Annotated in this window: 17 protein-coding genes; 13 read left to right on the top strand and 4 right to left on the bottom strand. The window is 72.1% G+C overall.

Annotated elements, in window-relative coordinates:
- Nucleotide 1 precedes the first annotated feature (1 nt).
- Entirely contained in the window at nucleotides 2-616 is a 615-nt protein-coding gene (gene lepB / locus AC1UE5_RS18425; RefSeq protein WP_482926196.1) for a signal peptidase I, read from the top strand.
- A gap of 87 nt (nucleotides 617-703) precedes the next feature.
- On the top strand, nucleotides 704-1,438 hold the full coding sequence (gene rnhB / locus AC1UE5_RS18420; RefSeq protein ID WP_482926194.1) for a ribonuclease HII: 735 nt from the start codon (nucleotides 704-706) through the stop codon (nucleotides 1,436-1,438).
- Between the two features lie 38 nt (nucleotides 1,439-1,476).
- Here rnhB and dprA read toward each other — a convergent pair whose 3' ends face one another.
- Together dprA and AC1UE5_RS18410 are read right to left on the bottom strand one after the other, a co-directional pair.
- Nucleotides 1,477-2,580 (bottom strand): DNA-processing protein DprA, encoded by a 1,104-nt coding sequence (gene dprA / locus AC1UE5_RS18415; RefSeq protein ID WP_482926192.1) that lies wholly within the window; start codon nucleotides 2,578-2,580, stop codon nucleotides 1,477-1,479.
- Nucleotides 2,580-4,100 (bottom strand): YifB family Mg chelatase-like AAA ATPase, encoded by a 1,521-nt coding sequence (locus tag AC1UE5_RS18410; protein WP_482926190.1) that lies wholly within the window; start codon nucleotides 4,098-4,100, stop codon nucleotides 2,580-2,582. Before AC1UE5_RS18410 ends, dprA begins: the two co-directional genes overlap by 1 nt.
- A 145-nt stretch (nucleotides 4,101-4,245) precedes the next feature.
- Here AC1UE5_RS18410 and AC1UE5_RS18405 point away from each other — a divergent pair, with 145 nt between their 5' ends.
- The 5 genes from AC1UE5_RS18405 to ilvD all read left to right on the top strand — a co-directional run bounded on the left by AC1UE5_RS18405 (nucleotide 4,246) and on the right by ilvD (nucleotide 8,185).
- Nucleotides 4,246-4,611 (top strand): YraN family protein, encoded by a 366-nt coding sequence (locus AC1UE5_RS18405; RefSeq protein WP_482926188.1) that lies wholly within the window; start codon nucleotides 4,246-4,248, stop codon nucleotides 4,609-4,611.
- Nucleotides 4,612-4,654: 43 nt separating this feature from the next.
- Nucleotides 4,655-5,458, top strand: coding sequence for a bifunctional hydroxymethylpyrimidine kinase/phosphomethylpyrimidine kinase (gene thiD, locus AC1UE5_RS18400; protein ID WP_482926186.1), 804 nt, complete (start codon nucleotides 4,655-4,657; stop codon nucleotides 5,456-5,458).
- Nucleotides 5,459-5,534: 76 nt separating this feature from the next.
- Nucleotides 5,535-5,768, top strand: coding sequence for a hypothetical protein (locus tag AC1UE5_RS18395; RefSeq protein ID WP_482926184.1), 234 nt, complete (start codon nucleotides 5,535-5,537; stop codon nucleotides 5,766-5,768).
- 22 nt (nucleotides 5,769-5,790) lie between these two features.
- Nucleotides 5,791-6,381 carry a hypothetical protein gene (locus AC1UE5_RS18390; protein WP_482926182.1) on the top strand — a complete coding sequence of 197 codons (591 nt, stop codon included), beginning with the start codon at nucleotides 5,791-5,793 and terminating at the stop codon, nucleotides 6,379-6,381.
- A 55-nt stretch (nucleotides 6,382-6,436) separates the two neighbouring features.
- Nucleotides 6,437-8,185: a dihydroxy-acid dehydratase gene (ilvD, locus tag AC1UE5_RS18385; protein ID WP_482926180.1), complete on the top strand. Its 1,749-nt coding sequence runs from the start codon at nucleotides 6,437-6,439 to the stop codon at nucleotides 8,183-8,185.
- A gap of 25 nt (nucleotides 8,186-8,210) precedes the next feature.
- Here the strand turns inward: ilvD and AC1UE5_RS18380 are convergent, their stop codons facing one another.
- Nucleotides 8,211-9,128 carry an alpha/beta fold hydrolase gene (locus AC1UE5_RS18380; RefSeq protein ID WP_482926178.1) on the bottom strand — a complete coding sequence of 306 codons (918 nt, stop codon included), beginning with the start codon at nucleotides 9,126-9,128 and terminating at the stop codon, nucleotides 8,211-8,213.
- Between the two features lie 20 nt (nucleotides 9,129-9,148).
- Between AC1UE5_RS18380 and AC1UE5_RS18375 the strand changes: the two genes are divergently transcribed.
- The 4 genes from AC1UE5_RS18375 to AC1UE5_RS18360 all read left to right on the top strand — a co-directional run bounded on the left by AC1UE5_RS18375 (nucleotide 9,149) and on the right by AC1UE5_RS18360 (nucleotide 12,760).
- A complete protein-coding gene (locus AC1UE5_RS18375) occupies nucleotides 9,149-9,700 on the top strand; it encodes a 5' nucleotidase, NT5C type (protein WP_482926176.1) in 552 nt (183 codons plus the stop codon).
- The gene (locus tag AC1UE5_RS18370) at nucleotides 9,697-10,503 is read left to right on the top strand and encodes a lysophospholipid acyltransferase family protein (protein WP_482926174.1); all 807 of its coding nucleotides are present in this window, start codon (nucleotides 9,697-9,699) and stop codon (nucleotides 10,501-10,503) included. The genes AC1UE5_RS18375 and AC1UE5_RS18370 overlap by 4 nt, the downstream gene beginning before the upstream one ends.
- 13 nt (nucleotides 10,504-10,516) lie before the next feature.
- Nucleotides 10,517-11,653, top strand: a complete 1,137-nt coding sequence (locus AC1UE5_RS18365) for an NAD-dependent epimerase/dehydratase family protein (protein ID WP_482926172.1) — start codon at nucleotides 10,517-10,519, stop codon at nucleotides 11,651-11,653.
- A gap of 63 nt (nucleotides 11,654-11,716) precedes the next feature.
- Complete coding sequence (locus AC1UE5_RS18360; RefSeq protein ID WP_482926170.1) at nucleotides 11,717-12,760, top strand: L,D-transpeptidase family protein; 1,044 nt, start codon at nucleotides 11,717-11,719, stop codon at nucleotides 12,758-12,760.
- Here AC1UE5_RS18360 and AC1UE5_RS18355 read toward each other — a convergent pair.
- Entirely contained in the window at nucleotides 12,757-13,092 is a 336-nt protein-coding gene (locus AC1UE5_RS18355; protein WP_482926168.1) for a hypothetical protein, read from the bottom strand. The genes AC1UE5_RS18360 and AC1UE5_RS18355 overlap by 4 nt on opposite strands.
- Here AC1UE5_RS18355 and AC1UE5_RS18350 point away from each other — a divergent pair.
- Together AC1UE5_RS18350 and whiG are read left to right on the top strand one after the other, a co-directional pair.
- The gene (locus tag AC1UE5_RS18350; RefSeq protein WP_482926166.1) at nucleotides 13,076-14,020 is read left to right on the top strand and encodes a tyrosine recombinase XerC; all 945 of its coding nucleotides are present in this window, start codon (nucleotides 13,076-13,078) and stop codon (nucleotides 14,018-14,020) included. The genes AC1UE5_RS18355 and AC1UE5_RS18350 overlap by 17 nt on opposite strands.
- On the top strand, nucleotides 13,989-14,810 hold the full coding sequence (gene whiG, locus AC1UE5_RS18345; RefSeq protein WP_482926164.1) for an RNA polymerase sigma factor WhiG: 822 nt from the start codon (nucleotides 13,989-13,991) through the stop codon (nucleotides 14,808-14,810). Before AC1UE5_RS18350 ends, whiG begins: the two co-directional genes overlap by 32 nt.
- Nucleotides 14,811-14,826: the final 16 nt, after the last annotated feature.

Raw genomic sequence — 14,826 nt, 5'->3', positions numbered from 1 at the left:
GTTGAAGACCAAGAAGAAGTCCACGGGGGGCTCCATCGTGGAGCTCTTCGTGATCGTCGCCGTTGCGCTTGGGCTGGCGCTCGGCATCCAGGCCTTCTTGGTCAAGCCCTACCGCATCCCGAGCGAGTCGATGGTGCCGACCCTCGAGGTCGACCAGCGCGTGCTCGTCAACCGGATCGGCAACAACTTCAGCGATCCCGAGGTCGGCGAGGTGATGGTCTTCCACCCGCCGACCGGGGCGCAGACCGACGGCGACCCGCAGTGCGGCATCCCCGTCGCGGACCGGGAGATCTGCCCGAAGCCGACGGACGACAAGGCCGACGTGAACTTCATCAAGCGGGTGGTCGCCGGCCCCGGCGATCGCATCCGCATCCGCGAGGGCCACGTCATCCTCAACGGCAAGCCGCTCGACGAGCCCTACATCCGCGAGTGCGCGGTCCCGTCGAGCTGCGACTACCCCACGGAGATCACCATTCCCAAGGACCACTGGTTCATGATGGGTGACAACCGCGGGGAGTCGGACGACAGCCGCTTCTGGGGCCCGGTGCCGCGCGACTGGTTCATCGGCGGCGCGTTCGCGACGTACTGGCCGCCGAACAAGATCGGCCTGCTCTAGGCACGTCGCCGGCGGTGCTGACGGTCGCGAGCGTTTCGTGCGCTCCTTGCGGGCAGTCGCGGGGCGGCGACCGCAGCGTGCGCCATCATGAGCCGCGACGTGGCAGCGACCGTTCCCCCTCCGTCTGACGCCCCGGCACCCGAGCCACGGCCCAAGCGGCCGGGCCCGGGCAAGGGCAAGTCCCGCTCGACGGGCCGCAAGCTCTTCATCCACGACCGCAAGCTCGGCCACCGCTTCGTGGCCGGCGCCGACGAGGCCGGCCGCGGCTGCCTCGCCGGGCCGCTGGTGGCGGCGGCGGTCCTGTTCGACCTGGAGCGCCTGACCCCGCAGGACGTGCGCGCGCTGGGGAAGCTGAACGACTCCAAGCAGCACACCCCCGAGGGCCGCGAGGAGCTGTACCCGATCGTGCTGCGCATCGCGACGAAGGTGAGCGTCGTGTCGCGCTGCCCCCGCGGGATCGATGCGCGCGGTCTGCACCGCACGAACCTCCAGGCGCTGCGCGACGCGCTCTCCCGTGTCGCACGCCCCGGCGTGATGTGCCTCTCGGACGGGTTCCCGCTCGGCAAGGACTTCGCCTGGCCGTGCAAGCCCGTCGTCGACGGCGACACGAAGAGCGCGGCGATCGCGGCGGCGTCCATCGTCGCGAAGGTCACCCGCGACCGGTACATGCACCGCGCCGACGAGCTGCACCCCGGCTGGGACTTCAAGACGCACGTCGGCTACTCCACGCCCGAGCACCGCGAGGCGATCCGCCGCCTCGGCGTCTCGCCGCTGCACCGGATGAGCTTCCAGTCGGCGGCGTACCAGCAGCTCGAGCTCTAGCGTCCCGACCCGCCCACCCGCTGTGCTCGCGCGGCGCATCACAGCGCCACCGCGTAGCGCCCACCGGGCTCGCGCCGCACGAGCTTCCGCATCTCCAGCTCGGCCAGGGCGACGAGGACCTCGGTGCCCTCCATCCCGGTCGCTCCCGCGATGGCACCGATCGTGTCGTGGCCGCTGCGGACGCAGTCCATCGCCGCGCGCAGCTCCTCCTCCAGTGCGTCGCCGGCGGCGCGGGCGATCTTCGGCGCGGCGCCGGCGCCGTACAGCGCGTCCAGGACGTCGTCCACGCCGCGCACCAGCGTCGCGCCGTCGCGCAGCAGCGCGTTCGTGCCGGCGCTCTGCTGCGTGACGACCGATCCCGGCACCGCCGCGACCTCCCGGCCGAGCCGGAGCGCGAGATCGGCCGTGATGAGCGACCCCGACCGCTCCGTCGCCTCGACGACGACGACCAGGTCAGCCAGCCCGGCGATGATGCGGTTGCGGGCGGGGAACGTCCAGCGCCGCGGGCCGCTCCGCGGCGGCAGCTCGGACAGCACGAGGCCGCGCTCCAGCAGGGACTCGTGCAGCCGCGTCTTGCTCGGCGGGTACGCGACGTCGGCGCCGCCGCCGAGCACCGCGATGCTCGTGCCGCCCCCGTCGATCGCACCGCGCTGCGCGGCCGCGTCGATGCCCAGCGCCATCCCGCTCACCACGGGGACGCCCGCAAGCCCCAGGTCCCGCCCCAGGGCGCGCGCGATCTCGAGGCCCTCGCGTGACGCCCGCCGGGCGCCGACGATCGCCACCGTCCGCTGCTCAGGATCACCGAGCAGCGCGAGGATCTCCGGGCGCCCGCCGGCGAACAGCGCCGCGGGCGCGTCGTCGGCGTCGTGCAGGCGGCCGGGGTATGCGTCGCCGTGGCGGCAGGTCGTCATGAGCGATGCGCCCGCCGCCCGCGAACGCTGCTCGGCGACGTCCACGCGCTCGAGCTCGCCGGAGATCATCTCGCGGTCGCGTGGCGCGACGGCGGCGATCAGCGTCTCGTCTGGGAGCGCGAGCAGCTCGGGCAGCACGGCGTGTGAGCGCCGGGCGATGTCGATGTAGCCGGCGAGCCGCCCGAGCAGCCAGGCGCGCCGCAGGCAGGCGTCGCATGCCCCGTCGCGCATCACGCCACCTCGCTCATCGCGGGGTGGTCGTGGCGCAGGCTCAGCGCAACGGCGACGTCCTGGCCCAGCACCCGCTCGCGACCGGCGAGGTCCGCGATCGTGCGGGCGACGCGCAGCACCCGGTGGTGGCCGCGTGCGCTGAGGTGACCGTTCTCGTACGCGCGGCTGAGCAGCCGCGCGCCCTGCTCGTCGGGCATCGCGTCGCGGCGGATCTCCGCCGCGGTCAGGTGGCCGTTGCACCGGCCGGCACGATGCAGCTGCCGCTCGCGCGCCTCGGTCACGCGGTCGCGCGCCTCGCCCGACGAGGTCGACGGGCCGCCTCCCGCGAGCTCTCCGGCGCTCGGGCGCTGGACGTCCAGAAGCACGTCGATCCGGTCGAGCAGCGGCCCGCTGAGCTTGCGGCGGTGCTTGGCGTGGTCGCCCGCCGTGCAGGTGCACCGGTGCTGCGTGTCGCCCGCGTACCCGCACGGGCACGGGTTGGTCGCGGCGACGAGCATGAACCGCGTGGGGTAGATGGCGGTCCGCTGGCTGCGAACGATCGCCACGCGCCCGTCTTCGAGCGGCTGGCGCAACGCCTCCAGCGACCCGCGCGCGAACTCGGACAGCTCGTCGAGGAAGAGCACGCCCTCGTGCGCGAGGCTCGCCTCGCCCGGGACCGGGACCGACCCTCCTCCGACGAGGCCCGACGGCGAGATCGTGTGATGGGGTGCGCGGAAGGGACGCACCTGGACGAGGCCGCGCCCGACGGCCTTGCCGGCCACGCTGTGGATGCGCGTGACCTCGAGCGCCTCCTCGTGGCGCAGAGGCGGCAGGATCGTGGGGATCCGCCGGGCGAGCATCGTCTTCCCCGTGCCCGGCGGCCCGGACATCAGGAGGTTGTGACCGCCCGCGGCGGCGATGATCAGCCCGTCGATGACGTGCTCCTGCCCGCGCACGTCGGAGAGGTCGATCCCGATCTCGGCCTCGTCGGAGAGGGCTGCCGGCGTGGCGGCGACGGCCGGAGGATGCTCGCCCTGGGCGAGGAGGCGGACGACCGCCGCGAGCGACTCGGCCGCCGCGATCTGCACGCCCTCGACCAGCGCGGCCTCCGGCCCCAGCGACGCAGGCACGACCAGCCCGGGCACGCCCTTGTGCGCGGCGCCTTCGGCGACCGCGAGCGTGCCACCGCACGGGCGCAGCTGCCCGCCGAGCGACAGCTCGCCGAACACCGCCCAGCGGTCGAGCGCCTCGGCCGGGACATGGCCGGCCGCGGTGAGGATGCCCACCGCGATCGCGAGATCGAACCCCGGGCCCGCCTTGCGGAGGTAGGCGGGGGCGAGGTTCGCGGTGATGCGGGCTTGAGGGAACGGGAAGCCGGAGTTGAGCACCGCCGCCCGGACGCGCTCGCGCGCCTCGCGGACGGCCTTGTCGCCGAGGCCGACGACGTTGAACGCGGGCAGGCCCTGACGGATGTCGACCTCGACGGTGACCCGCCGGGACTCGATGCCGTCGATGGCGAACGTGGTGACGCGAGCGAGCATGGCGGCGACGGTAGGCGTGGCCGTGCGCCGGAACATCACGCTTCTGTCACGGAAGTGCGGAGCGATCGCGCAGGAACTGCACTGCGCAGATCTGGCACACGGCGCCGCAGTCCTGTTGCAGGTTCCCGCGCAAGCTGCCCGGGCCATGTCGAACGACCCGCGCCACCTCCTCGGCCAGCAGGGAGAGCAGCTCGCCGCCGACCACCTCGAGCGCCTCGGCTACGAGGTCGTCGCGCGCAACCACCGCACGCGCTACGGGGAGATCGACCTCGTCGCGGCGGACGCCGACACGCTCGTGATCGTCGAGGTCAAGACCCGCCGGGGCGCAGGGTCGCCCTGGGACAACCTCGACACGCGCAAGCGCGCGCAGGTGCGCCGCATGGGGCGGGCGTACCTCAACGACGTCCCCGACCGGCCGCGGCGCCGCTGCGTGCGGTTCGACGCGATCGGCGTCCGGTTCGACCGCTCCGGCGCGTTCGCCGGCCTCGACCACCTCGAGGCCGCGTTCTGATGGACGAACTCGTGCCCGGAGGCCTCGATACCGTGCTCGGCCCATGCCCGACCGACGCGTTCCCGTGGTGCTCTCCATCGCCGGCTCGGACTCCGGCGGCGGTGCCGGCATCCAGGCCGACCTCAAGGCGTTCGCCCGTGCCGGCGTCCACGGCACGACGGCCATCACGGCCATCACCGTGCAGAACACCATCGGCGTCACCGACGTGCATCCGGTGCCGACCGCGGTCATCCAGGCGCAGGTCCGGGCCGTCGCCGAGGACCTCGGGGTCGACGCGGTGAAGATCGGGATGCTCGGCGACGCCGCGACGATCCTCGCGGTGGCTGCGGTCCTCGACGAGCTGCCGGAAGGCACGCCGGTCGTGCTCGATCCCGTGATGGTCGCCGAGTCGGGTGCGCGGCTGCTCGTCGAAGAGGCCCAGGCGGCGCTCGCGACCGAGCTCGTCCCGCGCGCGACCGTGATCACGCCGAACGTGCCGGAGGCGCGTGCGTTGACCGGGGCGCCGGAGCAGCTCGACGCGCACCACCTCGTGCGTGCGCTCCACGACCTCGGCCCGAGGTACGCGGTGCTGACCGGCGGCCACCGCGACGAGGTGACCGACCTCGTGTTCGACGGCGCCGCGGTCACCGAGATCCCGGGCGAGCGGTACCCCGACGGGGCCGCGCACGGATCGGGGTGCACGCACTCCAGCACCCTCGCGGCGCGGCTCGCGCTGGGCGACGAGGTGGTCGCCGCGGCGGCCGCGGCAAAGGCGACCGCGAGCGCCGCCGTCCGCGACGGGCTGCGCCAGCTCGGGCGCGGCGCGGGCCCGGTCGACGTGTTCGGGTTGAGCAGGGGAGAGGCTTGACGTGGCGCTGTCTCGCTCCGGAAGCGCTGAACCGAGTCGGCCGCTTTGCCATAATCGCCGTGTGAAGTTCCTCCGCATGAAGCCGGGACACGGCGAGGTGCTGATCGCCGAGGGTGATCCCGAGGTGAGCGAGGAGGAGCGCGAGCTGGTCGAGGCCTTCCGTGCTCAGCTCGACCTGGGCATGTGGGCCGCCGTGCCGCTCACCGGCCCCGCCGGGCGCCGTCAGGCGCAGATGGTCAAGGCGTTCGACGAGATCCCCCGCGACGCGGAGCGCGTGATCTTCTTCCCGCGCGCCGCCGGCGGCTGCTGAGCCACGAGGGAGGCGGCACCCGATGGCTCTGGCACTCAGCGTCACGACGATCGTCGTCGTCGTGCTGCTGTGGGAGGCGTCCATGCCGCGCATCGGTGAGCTGTGGCAGCGGCACAAGGCGCGCCGCGCGCTGGTGCCGACGTTCGACCACGACCCCGGTCGCGACCTGCGGGCCGAGCAGAAGGCGCGCACGCTCCTGCGGTCGTGCGTCAACGACGAGGAGTGGGCGATGTACCGCGACCTCGGGTTCATCCGGGTCTGGGGCAAGCGTTCGCGCGGCGTCGAGTACGCGTACCTCGTCTACCCGCACAAGCCGATCGTCGCCTACCTCCCGCAGACCGGCGTGCTGCTGAACGAGTACTGCGTCGAGTTCCCGGACGAGGAGCGGCCCTACGGCACGACGCGCCTGCCGGACTCCGACGACGTGCTGGCGAAGTGGATGGCGCTGACCGGCGACGAGCGGCGCCTGATCAACAGCGCCAACATGCACCTGCCCGGTCGCCAGGTGGACCCCAAGCAGGTCCGGCGCGACCTCTGGCGGCTGAGCCGCTGGGAGCGCCAGCGGCTCGGCGGCGACGACGCGCGCCGCAGCGCCGGCAGCCTCCCGGCCTGACGCGCCGGGCGCGGCGACGGCGGTAGGTCGCCGGGGGCGGGGGTAGCCTGCGGCCGTGGCCGAGTTCGACGTCAAGCATCGATCGCGGGCCCTGACCGAAGGGCCCGCCCGCGCCGCCGCGCGCGCGTACCTCCACGGCATCGGCTTCGACGCCGAGGCACTCAGCAAGCCGATCATCGGCGTTGCGCACTGCTGGATCGAGACGATGCCGTGCAATTTCACGCATCGCGCGCTCGCGGCGAAGGTGAAGGAGGGCATCCGTGAGGCGGGCGGGACGCCGATGGAGCTCAACACCGTCGCGATCTCCGACGGCGTCACGATGGGCACGAGCGGGATGAAGACGAGCCTCGTCAGCCGCGACCTGATCGCGGACTCGATCGAGCTCGTCGCGCGCGGGCACCTGTTCGACGCGCTCGTCGTCATCAGCGGCTGCGACAAGACGATCCCCGGCACCGTCATGGCGCTGGCGCGGCTCGACGTCCCCGGCGTGATGCTCTACTCCGGCTCGATCCACAAGGGCACGTTCCAGGGCCAGGACGTGTCGATCATGGAGGTCTTCGAGGCCGTCGGCAAGCACGCGGTGGGGGAGATGAGCGACGCCGACCTCGCCGAGATCGAGCGCACCGCGAGCCCGGGCGCGGGGGCGTGCGGTGGGCAGTTCACCGCGAACACGATGGCGATGGCGTTCGAGGTGCTCGGCATCAGCCCGATGGGCTCCTCGATGGTGCCCGCGGAGGACGGCGCGAAGGCGGAGGTGGCCAAGGAGACCGGCCGGCTCGCGATGGACGTCCTGCGCCGCGGACTGAAGCCGAGCGACGTCATCACCCGCGAGAGCCTCGAGAACGCGATCGCGGCCGTCGCCACGTCCGGCGGGTCGACGAACGCCGTGCTCCACCTGCTGGCCGTCGCGCGGGAGGCCGGCGTCCCGCTCGACATCGACGACTTCGACCGCATCAGCGCCAAGACGCCGACCACCTGCGACCTCAAGCCCGGCGGCCGCTTCCTCGCGCCCGACCTGTACGACGCCGGCGGTGTGCCGCTCGTGGTGAAGCGGCTCCAGGAGGCCGGGCTGCTGCACGAGGACGCCATCACGGTCGAGGGGCGCACGATCGGGGAGCACGCCGCGGAGGCCCGGGAGACGGAGGGCCAGCAGGTCGTGCGCCCGCTCGCCGACCCGATCAAGCAGACCGGTGGCCTCGCGATCCTGCGCGGCAACCTCGCGCCGGAGGGCAGCGTGGTCAAGCTCTCCGGGCACGAGCGCCGCTACCACCAGGGGCCGGCGCGCGTGTTCGACGGCGAGGAGGCGGCGATGGCGGCCACCCTCAACGGCGAGATCCAGCGCGGCGACGTCGTCGTCATCCGCAACGAGGGGCCGGTCGGCGGCCCGGGCATGCGCGAGATGCTCGCGGTGACGGCTGCGATCAACGGCGCCGGGCTGGGGGAGCACGTGGCGCTCCTCACCGACGGGCGGTTCAGCGGCGCGACCCGCGGCTTCATGGCCGGCCACGTCGCGCCCGAGGCGGTCAAGGGCGGCCCGATCGCCGCCGTCCGCACGGGCGACACGATCACCATCGACGTCGACGCCCGCCGCATGGACGTCGAGCTCACCGACGCGGAGATCGCCGCGCGGATCGCGGAGTACCGCATCGCCGAGAACGCCGACACGACCGGCGTGCTGGCGAAGTACGCCGCGCTGGTGCAGAGCGCGTCGGAGGGCGCGGTGACGAACCCGGCGCTCGCGCACGGGGCGGGCAGCGCGACGGCGGAGCCGGAGGCCGGGCCGGTCCTCGCTCCGGAGCCGTAGACGCGCGGGGCGGGGCGGCGCGGCGCTACGACGCCGCGCGCGCTTCGGCGTCCGCCACGCGCTCGGACTCCGCGTCCGGCTGCCGCGCGAGGAACTCGGCGAGGGCCTCGTTGAACTCGTCCGGCCGCTCGAGCATCGCGACGTGCCCCGTGTCCTCCCAGACGATGAGCTCCGAGTTCGGGATCAGCTCGGCGAACTCGTAGGCGTCGCGGACGGGGACGAGGAAGTCGTTCTTCCCCCAGACGATCAGCGTCGGGCACGAGATGTCGCCGAGCCGGTCGCGGATCGGGTACGAGGTGAGCGCGTCCAGCGCCGGGACGAAGCCGGGCTTGCCGGTGCCGCGGATCTGCTCGCGCGCGAGCGCGGGGTGCATCTTCGCGGCGTCCCGCGCCACGACGCTCAACATCGCCCGGCGCGAGCGCGGCCGCCGCACGAGCGCGTCGGAGCGCGCCATCAGGTGCTGGAGCACGACCTGCGAGACGTTCTCGGTCACCTCCAGCACGCGCAGGATGCGGTCGTCGCGCTGGTGCTCGATCGACAGCCCCGCGGCGGACACGAGCACCAGGCGCTCGACCCGCTTGGGGAACGTGATCGCCGCCTCCGCCGCGATGAACCCGCCCATCGAGTTGCCGACCACGGCGGCCCCGCGGATGTCGAGGGCATCGAGGAGCGCCGAGAGCCAGCGTCCGTAGTTGGAGATGGAGATGGGCTCCGAGGGGAGCGGGGACTCTCCGAACCCCGGCAGGTCCACCGCGATCACCCGGTGCGAGCGGGCGAACACGGGCAGCTGCTCCAGCCAGTTCTGCCACGAGCCCGAGAGCCCGTGCACGAACACCAGCGGCGGTCCGTCACCGAGGTCGATCACGTTGGCCGGCCTGCCACAGGCCCACACCCACTTCTGGTGCGCCGACCAGTCCACCGACATCCACTCCGCTCGTACCATCAGACCAGGGTTCCTACCAAATGAAGATCGCCATCGACATCGATTCCACCCTGCACCACTACTGGGACGACCTCGCGGCGGCCGCCCGGCGCAGGTTCGGGGTGGAGCTCCCGTACGAGCACCAGGTCACGTGGGAGATCGCCCAGCTGCGTCCCGAGCAGCTCAAGGTGTGCATCGCCGAGACGCACTCCGAGCCGATCGTGCTGAAGGCCGAGCCCTACCCGGGCGCCGTCGAGGCGGTCCAGCGGTGGCACGAGGCCGGCCACTGGATCCACATCACGAGCCACCGTTCGACCACCGCGCACGACTGCACCGCGAAGTGGCTGAGCAAGCACGACATCCCGTTCGACGACCTGCACTGCTCGTACGACAAGATCGCCCGCGCGCAGGAGCTGGAGATCGACGTGCTCGTCGACGACAGCCCGGTTAACCTCACGCGCGCCATCGAGGTGGGGATCGTCGGCGCGACGATCACCCACCCGTGGAACCGCGACCTCATCGAGGAGGAGGACGTGGTGGCCGCCGACGACTGGCCCGAGCTGGAGCGCAAGCTGCAACCGTTCCTGAGGTGACGACCGAGATCGAGCCGCGCCGCGACCTCCTGCCCGCCCTCGAGCCCGAGCGCCGGATCACCGACTGGGGCCGCTCGGAACGGGTCGAGGGCCTGCTCGACCGGACGATCTACGACTTCCTCTACCACCTGTGGTTCCGCTGCGAGGTGGAGGGGATCGAGCACGTGCCCGCGTCCGGCGGCGCCCTGCTCGTCTCCAACCACGCCGGCGCGCTCCCGCCCGACGCGCCGATGATCGCCAAGGCGATCAAGGAGGAGCACCCGCACCCGCGCCCGCTCCACCTGACGATGGAGCACTTCTTCAAGGGCTATCCCGGGCTCTCCATGCTGCTCCCCAAGCTCGGCGGCGTCCCCGCGCACCCCGCGAACGTCCACCGGCTCCTGCACGACGAAGAGCAGCTCGTGCTCGTCTTCCCCGAGGGCGCGAAGGGCACCGAGAAGCTCTTCAAGGACCGCTACCGCCTCAGGCGCTTCGGCCGCGGCGGGTTCGTCAAGGCGGCGATGAAGGCCAAGGTCCCGATCGTCCCGCTGGCGGTCGTCGGGGCGGAGGAGGCGCAGCCCGTCTTCGCGCACCTGCCGTTGCTCGCCAAGGCGACCGGGCTCATCTACGCGCCGGTCAGCCCGCTCGTCTACCTGCCCGCGAAGTTCCGCATCCGCTTCATGGAGCCGATCCGCACGGATGACATGGGCGACGCTCCGTGGGAGGATCGCGGGCTCGTGCAGACCGTGTCCCAGGAGATCCGCGCGCGCATCCAGGAGGAGCTGTTCGACATGCTCGGCAAGCGCGAGTCGGTCTGGTTCTAGGAGGGAGCGGAGCATGGGGAAGCGGGTCCTGATCACCGGGCTGTCGACGTACTGGGGCGGCCGGCTCGCCCAGGTGCTCGAGCAGGACCCGGACGTCGAGACGATCATCGGGATCGACCGCCGCCCGCCGAAGTTCGCGCTGGAGCGGACCGAGTTCGTCCAGGTCGCCGACGCGCACAGCCTGATCCGGCGCATCGTGCAGGCCGCCGAGATCGACACGGTCGTCGACACGCGGCTCGTCGTCGACTCCACCGTCACGACGCCCCGGCGCGCGCACGAGAACAACGTCATCGGGACGATGAACATCCTCGCGGCGTGCAGCGGCCAGGACTCCTGCGTCCGCCGCCTGATCGTCAAGTCGAGCGCCCACTACTACGGCGCCGAGCAGGACGACCCCGCGTTCTTCACCGAGGACATGCGCCGCCCGCACCCGCCGCGCACCCGGCTGGAGAAGGACATCGTCGAGGCGGAGGAGGCGATCCAGGACTTCGCGAGCAGCGAGGACAAGGTCAAGGTCTCCGTCATCCGGTTCACCAGCGTGCTCGGCGCCGGCGTGAACACCTCGCTCACGAACGTCTTCAGCCTCCCGGTGGTGCCGACGATCCTCGGCTTCGACCCGCGCATCCAGGTGCTGCACGAGGACGACCTGGTCGGTGTGCTGGTGCACGCGGTCCAGCACGACGACCTGGAGGGCATCTACAACGGCGCGGCCGACGGCGTGCTGGCGCTCAGCGAGGCGCTCGACCTCCTGGGCAAGACCGGCGTCCCGCTGCTGCCGCCGTGGGGGACGAGCCTCGCGTCCGGCCAGCTCAAGCGCCTCGGCGTCCACATCCCCGACGAGCTGCTCCAGCTCATCCGCTACGGGCGCGGGCTGGACAACCGCAAGCTCAAGGCCACCGGCTACCGCTTCCGCTACACCTCGCGCGAGACGTTCCAGCGCTTCCGCGAGACGCTGCGGCTGGCACCGATCACGCAGCAGGGCGGCAACGAGAGCACCTACCGCTACGAGCGCGAGGTGGAGGAGTTCCTCCGCTACAGCCCGAGCGTGCGGGGGACCACGGACCGGCTGCGCAACTCCGCGCCGGCAGCGCGCAGGCCGCCCGCTGAGCTTCCGCGCAAGGCCGGCAAGGCGAAGTCGGCGCGCTCGTAGGTCCAACCGCGCTTGCGGGAACGCCGCTTCCCCGTTTAGGGTCCCTTGCCGGGAACTCGGCGGGTGAAGACGAAGCTGTTCATCTCGGTGGCCGCCGTGGTGGCCCTCCTGATCGCGGGCGCGGCCGGCGTCTACGCGTACGACCACAGTCAGGAGGACCGCGTCGCCGAGGGCGTCAAGGTCGGCGGCGTGAGCATCGGCGGGCTGAGCCGGGCCGAGGCGCGGGCGCGGCTGGAGGAGCGGCTGGCCGACCCGCTGAAGGCCGACGTCAAGGTCCGCGCGCGCGGCAGGACGTTCACGCTCACCGCCACGACGGCGAAGGTCCAGGTCGACCTCGACTCGATGGTCGACGAGGCGATCACCCGCAGCCGCGACGGCAACGTGCTGAGCCGGACGGTGCGCGGCCTCACCGGCGGCGACGTGGAGGCGGACCTCGAGCCCGCGGTCACCTACGACGAGGACGCGGTCAACGAGCTCGTCTTGCGCGTGCGCGACAAGGTCGACCAGGAGGCGCGCGACGCGCGCGTCGCGCTGGCGGGAAGCGGCATCGAGGTCGTGCGCAGCCGCGAGGGCCGGCGGCTGCGGGCCGACAAGCTGCGCGGCGACGTGGTCGACGCGCTGCTCGAGCCGGTCGCCGAGGCACGGACGGTGCGGGCGCGGCTGCGGACAACGAAGCCGAAGGTCACGACGGCCAAGCTCGCGCGCAGGTACGACACGGTGCTGGCGGTCGACCGGGCGCGGTTCCGCCTGCGGCTCTACAAGAAGCTCAAGCTCGTCAAGGAGTACGGCATCGCCGTCGGCCAGGTCGGGCTCGAGACGCCGGCCGGCCGGTACACGATCCAGAACAAGGCCGTGAACCCGGCGTGGAACGTCCCGAACTCCGCGTGGGCGGGGGACCTGGCCGGCACCGTCGTCCCCGGCGGCGTGCCCGAGAACCCGCTGAAGGCGCGCTGGATGGGGATCTACAACGGCGCCGGCATCCACGGCACCGACGCGCGCGGGTCGATCGGCACGAACGCGTCGCACGGCTGCATCCGCATGCTCGTCGAGGACGTCATCGAGCTCTACGACCAGGTGCCCGTCGGCGCCCCGGTCTACATCGCCTAGCCGGTGGGGCCTTGCTCCCCGCTCCAGGGCGACGGCGCGGGCGGCGCGCTCTCGCCGCCGGGCGCGACGATGTCCTCGGGCGCCACCTCCTCCCACTCGCCGTCCAGCAGGGAGGCGTAGTGATCGCTGTGTCGAAGGACGAGGGCGCCGATGTACACCCCGCGCTCCTTCTTCCGCAGCACCGCATACCAGAGGGTCGTGGCGTCGTTCGTGCCCTGGATCCTGTGCCAGGGGCGCGGCGGCGCGTCGACGCCGTTCGCGATGCCGGCCTCGACGAGCTGACGATGGGTGGCGACGGTGCCCGCCGAGGTGTCGATGAAGAAGACCGCCATGAGCCTGGAAGCTAGCGAGGAGCAGCCGCTCGGCTGGGGGGACGCGCTGCGCCTGCTCGACGCCGACCTGCGCCGCCGGGGCGCGGCCGAGAAGACGCGCAAGGCGTACGCGTCGGATCTGACGCAGCTCGCGACCTGGGCCCAGCAGCAGCAGATCAAGCCCGCGGAGATGGACGTCCGCGCGCTGCGGCGCTACGTCGCCGGGCTCGGCTCGCGCCGCACCGGTCAGCGGCCTGCCGCGACGACCGTCTCGCGCAAGCTCGCCGCGATCCGTGCGTTCTTCCGGGTGATGAGAGAGCATGGGCTGATCGGCCAGAACCCCGCGGATCTCATCCCGTCGCCCAAGAAGCCGGGCAAGCTCCCCCGGGCCCTCAAGCCCGCGGACGTGGCGGCCCTGCTCGACCGCATCCCGGCGTCGACGCCGCTGGAGCAGCGCGACCGCGCGCTCTTCGAGGTCGCGTACGGCTGCGGGCTGCGGGCGGAGGAGCTCGTGAACCTCGACGTCGGCTCCGTCTCGTTCGAGGAGGAGGAGCTGCGGGTCGAGGGCAAGGGCGCCAAGACGCGTTACGTGCCGATCGGGGAGACCGCGCTCGCCGCCGTTGCTCGCTATTTGGAACGTGCACGGCCCGCCCTGGCGAACGGTGATAACCAAACCTCTCTATTCTTGTCCAAGTCTGGCCGGAGGTTGTCGACTTCCGACGTCCGGCGCCGGCTCCGGACGTGGGAGCGACAGGCTGCGATCCAGGGCGGCATCTCGCCACATGCCTTGCGTCACAGCTTCGCGACTCATCTTCTGGAGGGCGGTGCCGACTTACGGGCTATCCAGGAGCTTCTAGGCCACTCCTCCGTGTCAACGACCCAGATCTACACCCGAGTAGACTCCGCGCGACTCAAGCATGCGTACGCGCGCAGTCACCCGCGGGCTTGAGCGAGGATCTTCCACTTTGGAGACCAACGTCAAGGCAATCGAGCTCCGCGACCTCTGGCGCCGCTACAAGGCGACCGGGGACGACAAGGCGCGTGAGCGGCTGGTCGTGGCGTACTCGCCGCTGGTCAAGTACGTCGCCGGCCGGATGGCCTCGGGGCTGCCGGCGCACGTCGAGGAGTCCGACCTCATCTCGTACGGCCTCGTCGGGCTCATCAGCGCGATCCAGCGCTTCGAGCCCGAGCGCGACATCAAGTTCGAGACGTACGCGATCACCCGCATCAAGGGCGCGATCATCGACGAGCTGCGCTCGCTGGACTGGGTCCCGCGCTCGGTCCGCTCCCGCGCCCGCGAGATCGAGAAGGCCAACTCCAAGCTCGAGCACAAGCTGCAGCGCGCGCCCACCGACGAGGAGATGGCGCTCGAGCTGGAGATGACGGTCGACGAGTTCCAGGAGGCGCTGCTCCAGATCTCCAACTCGACCGTCGCCGCCCTGGACGAGCTGTGGACCGTCTCGGACTCTTCCGGCGACCAGGTCTCGCTGCTCGACACCATCCAGGACCCGGACGCGCCCGACCCAGCGCAGCTCATGGACGCGACGGACATGAAGGACCGCGTCGCGGACGCCATCGCGCGCCTGCCCGAGCGCGAGAAGCTCGTCGTCGCGCTCTACTACTACGAGAACCTGACGCTGCGCGAGATCGGCGAGGTCCTCGGGGTCACGGAGTCGCGCGTGTCGCAGCTCCACACCAAGGCCGTCCTGCGCCTGCGCAGCCGCCTCGCTTCTGAGTAGGCCGTTCGGGGCGGTA

It is taken from the genome of Parviterribacter multiflagellatus (assembly GCF_056863265.1).
Note: the sequence above shows the minus strand (reverse complement) of the source record. Positions and strands in the feature narration are given on the sequence as shown.